Annotated in this window: 7 protein-coding genes; 5 read left to right on the top strand and 2 right to left on the bottom strand. The window is 70.7% G+C overall.

Annotated features, from left to right (window positions below; genetic code table 11):
• Nucleotides 1-717: 717 nt before the first annotated feature.
• Nucleotides 718-2,088 (top strand): NsdA family TPR-like regulatory protein, encoded by a 1,371-nt coding sequence (locus tag V1J52_RS11730; RefSeq protein WP_330139653.1) that lies wholly within the window; start codon nucleotides 718-720, stop codon nucleotides 2,086-2,088.
• A gap of 763 nt (nucleotides 2,089-2,851) precedes the next feature.
• Here the strand turns inward: V1J52_RS11730 and V1J52_RS11720 are convergent.
• Complete coding sequence (locus V1J52_RS11720; RefSeq protein ID WP_330139652.1) at nucleotides 2,852-4,597, bottom strand: alpha-keto acid decarboxylase family protein; 1,746 nt, start codon at nucleotides 4,595-4,597, stop codon at nucleotides 2,852-2,854.
• A gap of 500 nt (nucleotides 4,598-5,097) precedes the next feature.
• Here V1J52_RS11720 and V1J52_RS11715 point away from each other — a divergent pair, with 500 nt between their 5' ends.
• A complete protein-coding gene (locus tag V1J52_RS11715; RefSeq protein ID WP_330139651.1) occupies nucleotides 5,098-5,412 on the top strand; it encodes a transposase in 315 nt (104 codons plus the stop codon).
• A 56-nt stretch (nucleotides 5,413-5,468) separates the two neighbouring features.
• Here the strand turns inward: V1J52_RS11715 and V1J52_RS11710 are convergent, their stop codons facing one another.
• Complete coding sequence (locus tag V1J52_RS11710; protein ID WP_330139650.1) at nucleotides 5,469-7,196, bottom strand: long-chain-fatty-acid--CoA ligase; 1,728 nt, start codon at nucleotides 7,194-7,196, stop codon at nucleotides 5,469-5,471.
• Nucleotides 7,197-7,914: 718 nt separating this feature from the next.
• Here V1J52_RS11710 and V1J52_RS11705 point away from each other — a divergent pair.
• The 3 genes from V1J52_RS11705 (at nucleotide 7,915) to V1J52_RS11695 (ending at nucleotide 12,853) form a co-directional block, all read left to right on the top strand.
• On the top strand, nucleotides 7,915-9,558 hold the full coding sequence (locus tag V1J52_RS11705) for a PHA/PHB synthase family protein (RefSeq protein WP_330139649.1): 1,644 nt from the start codon (nucleotides 7,915-7,917) through the stop codon (nucleotides 9,556-9,558).
• 51 nt (nucleotides 9,559-9,609) lie between these two features.
• On the top strand, nucleotides 9,610-10,722 hold the full coding sequence (locus V1J52_RS11700) for a Leu/Phe/Val dehydrogenase (protein WP_330139648.1): 1,113 nt from the start codon (nucleotides 9,610-9,612) through the stop codon (nucleotides 10,720-10,722).
• A 400-nt stretch (nucleotides 10,723-11,122) separates the two neighbouring features.
• The gene (locus V1J52_RS11695) at nucleotides 11,123-12,853 is read left to right on the top strand and encodes a 2-isopropylmalate synthase (RefSeq protein WP_330139647.1); all 1,731 of its coding nucleotides are present in this window, start codon (nucleotides 11,123-11,125) and stop codon (nucleotides 12,851-12,853) included.
• Nucleotides 12,854-13,267: the final 414 nt, after the last annotated feature.

Here is a 13,267-nt window from a genome sequence, read left to right as displayed (position 1 = left end):
GACCCAAAAAACTGTTCCATCCACCTTTTACGCCACCGGGCAGCGCAAGGAGCATCCTCGTTTCATCGGCTGGCAGGGCAAGCGAGGCATATTGCTTCCTGGGCCTGGCCGGGGCCGGCAGTGGATACCGGTGGCGAGGAAGGCCCGAGCGGTGCGTGTGTACCGCGGCTGCGGGCGGACCGGGAGAGGTGCCGCTCAGTGTGCCGGGATGACGTCGCGGGTTCTTCGCTCCCGAATTCCGGGCCTGCGGCCGCAGGGCCTGTGAACCACAGACGTCGCGGCGGATGAGTCGCCACCTTGCGTCCCGCCCGTCCCGCCGCAGGAAAGGGCATCGCGCCCCGTCGCACCGTTCCGGCGTTGCTGACGGCGGGTGAACCCGGGGACCGTGCGGCGCCTTCGCGGCACGAAGTGTGTCCACTTCCCTGAAGGCCAATGGCCTGGAAAAGAACGGATGGGAATCCAGAACGCGACCGCTGGATGGATGCGGATGCGGGCGGCACGCATCTTCGATGTGAAGTGATATGGCGGTACGTCCATCGATCAAATCGAGTCGGATTACCTCTTGCGCCCTGGACGGCCGACCTGCCGAAGTCCATGTCTGCTTGCCGTTGGATGCGCCCGGAATCGGCCATCCGAAATTGGCCAAAATCCCCCGGGCTGTTGCGGCTCGGCGGCGGGTACCTATCCCGATGCAGGTCCTGAGAAGGAGACGTGAATATGGCCGTAGCACCGCGTGCTGGCCGTGAGGCCAACGAACGGCTGAGGGCCGTGATGGAAGAAGCGGGGTGTTCGAATACGGGACTTGCCCGCCGGGTCAATACCTGCGGTGCCGAGCACGGACTTGATCTGCGCTACGACAAGACGTCGGTGGCGCGGTGGCTTAGGGGCCAGCAACCTCGTGGTCGCGCCCCAGCCATCATCGCCGAGGCGCTGGAGCGCAAGCTGGGCCGTACGGTGACCGTCGACGACATAGGGATGAGCACGGGCCCGGGGCTGGCCCCCAGCGTGGGACTGCGGTTCGAGCCGACGGTGGCGGGCGCCCTCCAACAGGCGTGCGCTCTGTGGCGCAGCGACACCAAGTACAGCGGTCCGGTGACCAGGGAGCGGCTGGGCACCTCCGTGCTCGTCCAGGCCAGCCGCGATTGGCTGATCGCCGAGCCGGATCCCAGTGTCGCGGTCAGCGGCGTCCCCGCGGTCGGTCTGGCGGACATCGAGGTGGTGCGGGCGACCACCGCCGCCCTGACCGACCTCGACCACAGCTTCGGCAGCGGGCACATACGCCCGGTCGCCGTGCGCTACCTGGACAGCGTCGTCTCCGGGCTGCTCGCGGGCCCGTACCGGGAGTCGACCGGGCGGCTCCTGCTCGGCGCCGTCGCGCGGCTGACGGAGCTCACCGCCTACATGACGGTCGACACCGGGCAGCTCGGGCTCGCCCAGCGCTATTACATACAGGCGTTGCGTCTGGCGCAGGCGGCGGACGACCGCGTCTTCGGAGGTTACGTGCTTGCGTCGGGGATGGGGCACGTGGCCCTGCTGCTCGACAACCCCGGTGAAACCGTTCAGCTCGCGAAGGTGGCTCGGGAAGGAACGCAACGCCGGATCACTCCGACTGCTCGGGCGGTCTTCTACGCCGCCGAAGCCCGCGGCCACGCCCTTCTTGGGGACGCGGGTGCCTGCGAGAAGGCCGTCGACCAGGTACTCGAAGTGCTGAACGGTGACGGTCCCGACGCGCACGAACGCCAGGAAGGGATTCCCCACGTCGACCGGGCGTACCTGGCGCAGGAGCTGGCGCACTGCTACCAGGACCTGGGCCGGCCCGAAGCCGCCGTCCGGTGGGCGCAGGAGGCACTGCGGGAAGGCGCGCCGAACGCCCGGCGCCGCGCTCTCAGGTTGCTGCTCCTGGCATCGGTGGAGCTGCAGCTCGGGGAGGTGGAGCGGAGCTACGGCTCCGCGGCACAAGGCGTGGAGGTGCTGGGCGGGGTGCGCTCTGTGCAGTGCGCCAGAGGCCTGGAAGCCTTCCGCGGTCGCCTGGAGGCGTTGGGGCGGCATGAGGAAGCCCACCGGCTCCACCCGGCGGAGGAGCACTGACCCACGGCCGCCTCCCACCCGTGACCACACGGTCACGGCAGCCGAGGGATTGCCGTCACCCGGCCGGCCACCAGGTCGTCATCGACGCCGGCACCCGCCTGGACGTCACGGCCGGCTGGCCGCTGCCGGGCAACCGCGACGGCTGCGGGGCATGGGCGCTGCCCGGTGCGAAGGGCGTCGTCGGCCAGGCCACGGTGATCGCGGACGGCGGTCGTCGGGCACCGGTCCGGTCGCCCCCGCCCTTGCGAACGCGGCCAGGCAGGACCACCGGCCCGGAAGGAGGGATGCCACGCCTCCCTCACGAGGTCCGCACCGCGTCAGGCACGCCTCCGCGCGGATGAGCACCTCGAAGATCATCCGGGGCGGCCGCCTCAGGGGCGACGGGTGCGCTCGGCATTGCCCGCCTGCACGACCTCACCCCGCCACGCGCCGTGGAACCGGCACACCAGCGGCGTATGACGCCGGCTTCGCCCGTACGCGGGTCCACTTCGTGCGCGTCCACGGGTCTCACCGTGTTCCCGAACGGGAACCCTGCGGCAAGACCTGACGGAGCCCTCTTGAGCGGAGCCCCCGTACCGGGGGTACCGCGCTGTGAGCCCATCGAGTGACCGAGGTTCGGCAGTCCTTCCGGTGGAGGGAGCCCCGTCGTCCTGCCGCGTTCCACAGGTGCGGCCGGAGCGGAGGCCGCCCCGGCGGCCAGGCCGGAGGAGGAGCCCGCCCGCAGTCGAGCGGGTTGCGGTGCCCGACCGCGGGCGCGAACCCGTCAGGCGACCCACCGGGCCCTGTCCGGCCTGTTGAGAGCCAGGCGCTTCAGCGCCGGCGGGACGTCGTACCGGCCGGTCGCCGCTTCGATCAGGACGAGGCGGTGGGGGGTGGCCGCGGCCCGGGCGAGCGCGCGGTCCAGCGCGGCCGGGGAGCGGACCTTCAGTACCAGGGGGTGGGAGACGCCGAGGGCGGCCGGTACCTTGCCCCAGCGCCACCGGGCGACGTCGTTGTACTCGGCGCGGAGGCCGTGGGTGATCCGCTCGATGGTGTAGCCATGGTTGTTGACCAGAATCACGATTGGCTTGAGGCGGTAGCGGCTGATGGTGCCCAGTTCCGGGGCGGTGAGCTGAGCCGCACCGTCGCCGATGATCAGCACTCCGCGGCGGGAGGGGTCGGCGAGCTGCGCTCCCAGCAGCGCGGGCAGGCTGTAACCGATGGACGCCCACATCGGTTGTGCGATGAACCGGGCTCCGCGGGGGAAGCGGCGGTCGGCGATGCCGAACAGGGAAGTGCCGTCGTCGGTGACGACCGTGTGGCCGGGACGGATGGCGTTGCCCACCGCCTCCCACAGGGAGGACTGGGTGAGCGGGCGCAGGGAGCGGTACAGCCTCGGCCCGTGGGCGAGGACCCTCCCGGGGGCCGTGGCCGGGAGGGCGGGGACCCGGTGTACCGGCGCGGCCGGCTCGCGGCGTCGGGCGCCGGCGGGGGCCATGGCGAGGTCACTGACCAGGTCCGTCAACACGCCCAGTGCCGCGGCCAGCGGCACGTCCGGGAAAGTGGCGCCCTCCACCGTGGCGGTCGTGGGCCCGAGATCGATGCCCGCAGCGGGATCGAAACGGTGCGTGAACTTACCGGTGGTCATGTCGGCGAGCAGCACCCCGGCACGGATCAGCAGGTCGGCCTTGTCGACGGCGAGACGGACCCGCTTCTCGCTCATCGCTCCCGCGTACAGGCCGAGGAAGCCGGGAGCGCTCTCGTCGACGACGGTCTTCCCGGTGGCCAGGACCGCGTGGGAGAAGGCTCCTGCCCGCAGCAGACCGGCCAGTTCGGAACGGGCCTTGAACCGGTCCACGAGGAAGTCGGCAAGCACCACGACGGTGTCCGCGGCGGCGAGCCGGGCTCGGGCCGCAGCACGGAAGGCTTCGAGACTGCCCGGGTCGGCGGCCCACTCGCGGGGGAGCGGTGGCGGGCGGTGTGACCGGACGGTGGCCAGGGCGACATCACGGGGCACCCGGAGGTAGCCGGGGCGGCTCTCGTTCAGACAGGCCGCCAGCACGCGGTCGATCTCGGCGAGGGCGTTGCCGGGCCGCAGGACGGCATCGGCACAGACCACCTGCCGGTGCGCGCGGGCGAACCGGTCGAAGTCCGCGTCCCCCATGGTGTGGTGGACCACCAGCCCGGCGCGTTCGGAGGCCTGCGTCGGTCCGACGACGATGTGGAGCAGCGGGACACGCTCGGCGTAACTGCCGGCCACCCCGTTGATCGCGCTCAGTTCACCCACGCCGGACGTGGTGAGGAGCGCTCCGAACCCCCGCGTGCGACCGTAGCCGTCGGCCGCGTAGGCGGCGCCGAGCTCGCTCGCGGTGCCGATCCACTTCACTTTCGGGTGAGCGAGCACACGGTCCAGGACAGGGAGGTTGTAGTCACCGGCGACGCCGAACAGGTGGTTCACCCCCAAACCGCTCAAGCGGTACAGGAGGTGGTCGATGACCGTCTCGCCGGTTTTGGACGACCGGGGTTTCATGGGCGCCTTCCTTTCCTCGGGTGGCCGGCCGCGCCGCACGCGCCGACGGTGAGCGGCGCGCCGTGAGCCGGTTCAGGTGCGGTGTTGCGGAGTGATCGAGGTGGACCGTGGCGGTCCCCCCGCCGCCCTGCCGTCATCGCCGGGCGCTGCGCTCGCCGGGCCGTCACCGTGGACGGGGTTCGGCTTTCGCCGGCAGGCGTACGGGGCGGTGGCGGGATGCGCCGGACCACTCGTTCCCCGTGCCCCGGGGGTGGCGCGCGGGCGTGCGAACGGGGGCGGGAAGGACTTCGGGGGCCCTCCGCGGTGACACGTCTCACCCCGCGGAGGGCACGGGGAGTCTGGGGAGATCGGGCCGGGTTCGCGGCAGGACATCGCCGGGAGGGGCCGGTGGAATCGTTGCCGCGGACACCGGGCACCACATGAGACGGCCCTGTCCGGCTGTGCGGTCCCGGCCGAGCACCATGATGTCGGCCATGGGAGAGACGTTGGCACGGCGTTTGGTGTCCGATCGGATGTGGGAGCTGATCGCACCGCTGATCCCCGAGTTCGCCTCGCGGAGCCAGGGAGGCGGCACGGGCCCGCTGGACAGCCGCGACGTCTTCACGGCCGTGGTGTTCGTCCTGACCAGCGAGTGCGCCTGGCGCCGCCTGCCCGCTTCGTTCGAGGTCTCCCCGGCGACGGCGCACCGTCGCTTCGCCTCGTGGTCGAGGGCCGGGCTGTGGGAGCGGCTGCGGCAGGCGGTGCTGGAGTACGAGGGGATCGACTGCGACCGGGAGTGGGTGATGGCGGTCGTGGAAGCCGCGATGTCCCGGTGAGGTCCGTCGCCGCTGCGGAACCCCGTCGCCGCGGGCGGTGAGGAGAGGTCATCACCTCACCTGTCGGCATGCTCCGCCGGCCTGGCGGCGGGCTCGCCACCGGGCCGCCTGCCGAGACTGACGACGTCGAGCCCGCCCTGCTCGTACTGGACCTGGATGCGGCGCTTGTCGTACTTGCCCACCGAGGTCTTCGGTATCTCCCCGACGACCGCCCACCGTTCGGGCATCATCCAGGAGTCGATGCGGCGGGCCAGGAAGTCACGCAGCTCCTCCGGACTGGCGCCGGTGTCCTGACGCAGCGACACGACTGCCAGGGGCCGCTCGCCCCAGCGCTCGTCGGGCACCGCGACCACCGCCGCTTCGGACACCGCAGGGTATTCCATCAGCGTGTTCTGGAGGTGCACGCTGGAGATGAACTCACCACCCGACTTGATGACGTCCTTGACGCGGTCGGTGAGGGTCAGGAACCCGTCCGGGGTTATCCTTCCGACATCGCCGGTCCTCAGCCAGCCGTCCGGGGTGAAGTTCTCCTCCGTCCGTACCGGAGGGGCACCCACGCCGCCGTGGTAGGCCGTGGTGATGTCGGGACCGCACAGTTGCAGCTCGCCCATGGACACGCCGTCGTGCGGCATGAGGGCACCGTCCGAGTCGACGAGCCGGAACCGGACCGATACCGGAAACCGCCCCTGGCTGACGCGGCGGGCCCACTCCTCGTCGGCATCCCCCCCTCCCGGAGGCACGGCCGCGCTCACCACCCCGAGGGTCTCGGTCATTCCCCACCCGTGCAGGAAGTCGATGGAGTGCCGGTCCCGGTAGGCGGCCATCAGGGCGGGAGGGCACGCGGATCCCCCCACGAACACCCGGCGCAGGCTGCCGGTGTCGTACGCGTGAGTGTCCAGCTCCTCCAGCAGGGAGGCCCAGACAGTCGGCACGGCGGCGCTGAAGGTCGGCCGCCCTTGTTCGATCATGCGGGCGAGCGATGCGGTCCGGGAGTACCGGTCCGCCAGCAACAGGTCGGCGCCGGTGAGGAACGCGACGTGGGGGATGCTCCAGCCGTTCACGTGGAACATGGGCGCGATGGGGAAGAGGACGTCACGCTGGCTGACGTTGTAGTGGCTCGGGGCCATCATCTGAAAGCAGTGCAGGTACATCGACCGGTGGCTGTAGACCACCCCTTTGGGACGGCCGGTGGTGCCGGACGTGTAGCACATCGCTGCGGCGGTGTGCTCGTCGAGTCGCTCCTGCCAGGGGTAGTCGAGGGGACGGTCGGCGATCAGCTCCTCGTACCGGTGCACTTCACCGGCGAGCCCGGCGAGCGCCGCGCGTTCGCCGGAACCGGCGACGACGACGTGCCGCACCGCGCGGGGCAGGAGGCGCAGCACGGAGGCGAGCGTCTCGGCCAGGTCGGCATCCACGACGATGATCTCGTCGCCCGCGTCCTTGAGGGTGTGGGCCAACTGCTCGGCCGGCATGCGCGGGTTGAGCGTGTGAAGGACGGCCCCCATCGCCGGAACTGCGAGGAACAGTTCCAGGTGGCGGGCGTTGTTCCACATGAAAGTACCGATGACGCTCTGCTCGCCCGACGGCCCGGTACTGGTGCGCACGCCCAGCTGATCGCGGAGGGCGTGCGCCAGACGAGCGGCACGCTCACCCGTCTCCGCGTAGGTCCTGCGGTCGAACCCGTTTCCGTTCCACGTGGACACGGTGGAAGTGCCGTGGACCGTGGAGCCGTACTGCAGGAGACGGGCGATGGTGAGCGGAGTGTCCGGCATGGTGCTGCGCATGGTGATCCTCCGGAATCGGGTCTCGTACCACATGGAACGGATCGTCGGGCCCTCGTGAATCCGTAACGGCAAGGTATTTCCCCTCCACTTCGCCTGTCGCCCTCCCCGCCGGTCTCGCGTGGTCGCCGAACACCGGACGCAGGACACGACCGCCGCATGCCGTTGTGGTCGGTTTTTCCGCTGTTTCGCGCCCTGGCCGACGGATCTCCCCGGGGCGTCCTCCGCGAGGCCCGGAGGTACGGAAAAGCAGGTATTCACGCCAGCGTTCCGCACGTGGCCGCGATTTCCGCGCAGTGCCCCACATGAGACACACGCCTGTTGTCGCACTGGTGGTGCGGGGGCGGATCGGAACCGGCACGCGCCCTGCTGTGCGCTGACTGCCCCCTTTGGGCGGCGAGCCGTTCCCCGGGCCACGAACACGCCTGCCGGCGGATCCGGTGCGCCTCTACATTCCTTTCCCAGGGGACGGGCGAACCGAATTCCCCGCCCGCCGACCCCCATGAGACCTGCCCGTCACAGGAACAGGCCCGCCCCCCTGGGAAATCGAGTGCCGGTGCGACCGCCGGCCCGGCAAGGAGACACCCTGATGAGTCCGTGCGGCAGCGAACCCTATGCCTACGATGACGTGGGGCCGGCCTCGGGAAGCCGGCGCACGAAAGTGCTCCGGCGTCTGCGCCGGGGGCGGCCGCGTCAGATGTCCCCAGCGGCCCCGTGGAGCTTGGAACCCGATGACCGGCGTTTCAGCGACCCGGCCTGGAGTTCTGACCCGAAGTACCAACGTCTTCTGCAGTACTACCTGACATGGTCCCGATTGACCCTGGCCGCAGCCGAGGCTCCCTACCTGCCGGCGCGGCGCCGGCAGCAGCTGCAGTTCCTCGCCCAAGTCGTCACCGAGGCCCTGGCCCCCGTGAACGTCCTTCCGGGGAACCCTGCCGCACTGCGCCGCGCCGCGGACACCCGGGGCGTGAGCCTGGTCCGCGGTGCGGGCAACCTCCTGCACGACGTGGTGCACCGCCGGGGGCGGCCGGCCAAGATGCCGCCCGGTGCCTACCGGCTGGGAGAGGACTTGGCCGCCACCCCGGGCCGCGTCGTGTACCGCAACGAACTGATGGAGCTGATCCAGTACGAGCCCCAGACCGCAGAGGTGCACCAGGTGCCGCTGCTGTTCGTCCCCGCCTGGGTGAACAAGTTCTACATATACGACCTGGCCCCCGACCGCAGTCTCGTCGAGTGGGCGGTCCGCGAGGGCTTCACGGTGTTCGTCATCAGCCTGCGTGACCCCGAACCCGACCAGGCAGGGCTCGGACTGGACGAATACCTGCCGCAGGCCCCACTGCGCGCCCTGGATGTCGTACGGGAGATCACCGGGTCCCCCCGGGCCCATCTGGTGGGAGTGTGCGCCGGGGGGATGTTCGCGGCATCCGCGGCCGCCTGGCTGGCGGCGGGCGGCGAGGCGGGGGTGGCATCGCTGACCCTGTTGATGTCGGCACTCGACTACGCGGGTCCGGACGGCCGTGAGAAGTCGTCGGAGGCGGAGATAGACACCCTGACCCGCCTCCTCTCCAACAAGCGCGGCCTCGTCGACGGCAAGAAGGTCAGCCTTCTTTTCGACCTGCTCAGGCCCAGGGAAACCATCTGGCAACCGCTCGTGTCCGGCTGGTTGATGGGCGACAGGCCACAACCTTTCGACATCTGGGCGTGGAGCGAGGACGGAATAGACGTGCCCGGCACACTCTTCAAGCAGACCCTGCAGATCGCGGCGGACAACTCCCTGGCCCAGTGTCGATTGCGGATCGATGACAGGACCATCGATCTTTCCGCCGTCACACAGGACGCGTTCGTGGTGGCCGGCTCCCGCGACCACATCATCCCCTGGGAAACGGTGTACCGGAGCGCCCGGCTGCTCGGTGGCGACATCGCCTTCCACCTGGTGCCCTCGGGACACGTGGGAGGCATCATCAACCCGCCACGCCCCAAGGCCGACTACCTCCTCGGCGGGGAGGGGCTTCCCCCGAGGCCCCAGGACTGGCTGGCCCGCGCCGCTTCGCAGCACGAGTCCTGGTGGACGGCCTGGTCGCGGTGGCTCGGCCCCCGGTCGGGCCCGCGCGTCCCGAGCCGCACGACGGGCAGCGCGCGGTATCCGGCCCGCACCCCCGCACCCGGGCGTTACGTGCTGCCCGGTGACCGCGGGACCGCCGGCGGCCCGGCCCGCGCGGTGTCCCCCCGCCGCCGCGTCCGCGGTCGCCGGGCCCGGCCCGCCCCGTCGTTCCCGTCCGCCGCCACCGGCACGACCGCCCGCGGGTGGACGAATGCCCGCTGGAAGAACGCACCCGACCTCGAACGGCCGTCTGCGACGGCTTGACCCGCCCACGGAACCACGCAGGAAGACCCGTCTCTCCGGAGGAGAAGCACCATGCATTCCGTCGACCTCAAGGCACTCCTCACCGCTCTCGGCGCGGACCCCTTCGACCACGAACGAGTCGCCCTGTTCCAGGATCCCGCCTCGGGTCTGAAAGCCATCGTGGCCCTTCACTCCACGGCCCTGGGCCCGGCGCTGGGGGGCACCCGCTTCCACGCGTACGACAGCGATGAGAAGGCTCTCGCCGACGTGCTGAAGCTTTCGCGCGGCATGTCCTACAAGAACGCCATGGCCGGACTCGACTTCGGCGGCGGCAAGGGCGTCATCATCGGGGACCCCGAACAGATCAAGTCCGAGGAACTGCTGATGTCCTACGGCAGGTTCGTGGAGTCCCTCGGCGGCCGGTACGTGACGGCGTGCGACGTCGGTACGGACACGGCGGACATGGACACGATCGCCCGCACGTGCCGGTGGACCGCGACGCGCTCGCTGGAGAGCGGCGGCGGGGGAGACCCGTCGGTCTTCACCGCCCTCAGCGTGCTCCAGGGCATGCGGGCGGCAGTGCTCCACCGCTGGGGTACGCCCTCGCTCCAGGACCGGACGGTCGGAGTCGCAGGGGTGGGCAAAGTCGGCCGTCTCCTGGTGGAACACCTCTTCGACGAGGGCGCCCGCGTGGCCGTCACCGACGTGCGCGAAGAGCCGGTGCGCCGCCTGGCGGAAGAATTCCCCCAGGTCGTCGTCGCGGACGACACCGAAGCGCTGATCCAGCTCAAGGACATGGACATCTATGCTCCCTGCGCGCTGGGCGGGGCACTGAACGAAGCGGCCGTCGCGGTGCTCACGGCCGAGGTGGTGTGCGGCGCGGCCAACAATCAGCTGGCCCATCCCGACGTGGAGCGCCAACTCGCGGACCGGGGGATCCTCTACCTCCCGGACTACGTCGTCAACGCCGGCGGGGTGATCCAGGCCGCTGGGGATCTGCGCGCGGCCACGCCCCAGCAGAGCATGACGAAGGTGGAGCGGATCTTCGACACGACGCTGGCCGTCCTGGAACGCGCCATGGCGGAGGACATCCTGCCCGGTGCCGCCGCCGACCGGATCGCCGAACAGCGCATCATCACCGCCGCGGACGCACGGACTGCGACGGGAGGGCCGCGACCGCGGTGATCACACGGACGGAGGAGTGTGCCGGACCGGGGTGGTTCCCGACCGCCGCGCCGGCGCCGCGCCCCGTTCCTGCCGCAGCCGCAGCCGCAGCCGCAGCCCACAGGAGGAGCTCCCGCACGGCTGGTGTCGCGGCACGCTTCCCGCTCCGAGCACCGGTGGTCCCGGGGCGTGCCCGTTCACGGCGTGACACGGTGCCGCACCGAGGAGTACGGCTCCTCCACCCGGTGCCGTGAGAGCACGGTCCACGACTGACGGCGAAGGGCCGCGCGGTCCCGCCGACCGCGCCCCGCGGTTCCGGAGGGTGCGCGTCGACACGCGGACGCTCCACCGTGCCGGCACCACGGCCCGACCGGTCTTCGCGGTCCCGATCCCCCATCCCCAATTCCCAGAGGAGGACAAGATGAGTGGTCTTCAGCAGCCGCGCCGGACTTTCCCCCCGCAGTACAGGGGGGTGCAGACGTCCAGCGGAATGCCCTTCCGCAAGTACGCGCCGTACACGCCGATCGGCCTGGCCGACCGCACCTGGCCCAGCCGACGGCTGACCGAGGCACCCCTGTGGTGCAGTGTGGACCTCCGGGACGGCAACCAGGCTCTGATCGACCCGATGGACGTGGCCCGCAAACGCGAGATGTTCGATCTTCTGGTGTCCATCGGTTTCAAGGAGATCGAGGTCGGCTATCCTGCCGCGTCGCAGGACGAATACGACTTCGTACGGCATCTGATCGAGACCGACGCCATTCCTGACGACGTCGTCATCCAGGTCCTCACTCCGATCCGCGCCGAAGCCCTCGAACGCAGCGTCGCCGCGGTCCGCAGCGCCCGCAGGGCGATCGTCCAGTACATCATTCCGACGTCCACCGCCCAGCGCCGGGTGGTCTTCCGCGCCAGCCGCGAGGAGATGCTGGCCATGGCTCTCGCAGGCGCCCGGCAGGCAGTGCGCCTGCAGGAGACGACACCGGAAACCGAGATCCTGCTGTCCTTCCTGCCCGAGTCCTTCACCCAGACCGAACCCGACTTCGCCCTGGAGGTCTGCAACGCGGTGCAGGAGTACTGCGCCCCCCGTACCGACCGCACCCTACGGATCACCCTGCCCGCGACTGTCGAGGCGTACCCCCCGCACGAGTTCGCGGACCGTGTCGAGTACATGAGCCGGGAGCTGGCGTACCGCGACCGCACCATCCTCACCCTGCACCCGCACAACGACCGCGGCAGCGCGGTCGGCGCGACGGAGCTGGCACTGCTGGCCGGCGCCGACCGCGTTGAGGGCTGCCTGTTCGGCAACGGTGAGCGTACCGGCAACGTCTGCCTGCCCACCCTTGCGATGAACCTGTTCTCCCAGGGCATCGACCCCATGCTCGACCTGCATGACCTGGACGGCATACGGCGTGTGGCGGAGAAGTGCAGCCAACTCCCGGTATCCAGCCGTCACCCCTGGGTGGGCGAGTTCGTGTTCACCTCCTTCGCCGGCACACACCAGGACGCCATCGCCAAAGGCCTCAGGGCCCGTGAGAAGGAGGACGCCGATGCCTTCTGGGACGTGCCCTACCTCCCTGTCGACCCCCGCGACATCGGCCGCAGCTACCAGGCCCTGATCCGCATCAACACCCAGTCGGGCAAGGGCGGCATTGCCCACCTGCTGCGAAGCACCCAGGGCGTGGTCCTGCCCAGGAGGCTGCAGATCGACTTCGCCCACGTCATGCAGAAGCTCTGCGAGAAGCAAGGCGGTGAGGTCGGCGCGGACGAGCTCTGGCAGACCTTCGTGGACCGATATGTCACGCCGGATACGGAAGCAGGGCGGGGAGACGCGGCAGGCGGTCAGGGAGCGACCTTCGACCTCGACCGGTGCTCCGGTGACTGGCGTGAGCGGGCTCAGCACCTGCTCGCCACCGTGCCCGTACCGGCCACGGTGCGGGACCTCATCGTCGACCGGCGCGAGGGCCGCGCCGGCCACGTCGCCTTCTGCGAGGTCGTCCTGGGTAGGGACACGCGTGCCCTGTGGGGGGTGGGCATCCACACGGACGAGGTGGAAGCCGTCCGGGGCGCTGTGCTGGCGACGGTCCGGCGGGCCCGGTCCGAGGAGCCACGGGCACGGAACGCCCCGGCCGCGTCCCTGAAGGCGCCCGCCACGTGAGCGGCCCGGAGCTCCGTGCGCCCGGTAGCGCGCGTCCCCTTCGCAGGGCAGGTGGGGCCCGCACGCCGCCTCGGTCACCGGGACCCTTCCGCCTGCCACGTGCGGTGGGCCGGAAGGCCCGCCGGGACGGACCACGCGGTGGGGCCGGTGCGCGCGAGGACACTGCCGTACGAGCAGGCGCGCACGCTACGGGGCGAGCCCGCTCCCGGACCCGTCCCGTACGCCTTCCGGCGCAGACAGGCCGCGCGTTACGGTGCTGTCACCCGCCTCACCGGTCGCCGGGAGAGGGCGCCAGCGTGACCGCGGAAAACGTACGGGTTCCACCACACGGTACCCGGATCGCCTCCCGTGCGGGGAAAGCCCTGTTCCGGTCCGGGCACGCCCCCATTCACCCGCGGCCCAACTGTCGTCAGC

The organism is Streptomyces solitudinis (genome assembly GCF_036323765.1).
Lineage (GTDB): Bacteria > Actinomycetota > Actinomycetes > Streptomycetales > Streptomycetaceae > Streptomyces.
The sequence above is the reverse complement of the archived record's forward strand: the minus strand, read 5'-3'. Positions and strand labels throughout refer to the sequence as shown.

Coding starts and splice junctions, on each gene's coding strand:
- V1J52_RS11710 (WP_330139650.1), bottom strand. CDS start 7,196: ATGCGCAGCACCATGCCGGACACTCCGCTCACCATCGCCCGTCTCCTG.
- V1J52_RS11720 (WP_330139652.1), bottom strand. CDS start 4,597: ATGAAACCCCGGTCGTCCAAAACCGGCGAGACGGTCATCGACCACCTC.
- V1J52_RS11695 (WP_330139647.1), top strand. CDS start 11,123: ATGAGTGGTCTTCAGCAGCCGCGCCGGACTTTCCCCCCGCAGTACAGG.
- V1J52_RS11700 (WP_330139648.1), top strand. CDS start 9,610: ATGCATTCCGTCGACCTCAAGGCACTCCTCACCGCTCTCGGCGCGGAC.
- V1J52_RS11730 (WP_330139653.1), top strand. CDS start 718: ATGGCCGTAGCACCGCGTGCTGGCCGTGAGGCCAACGAACGGCTGAGG.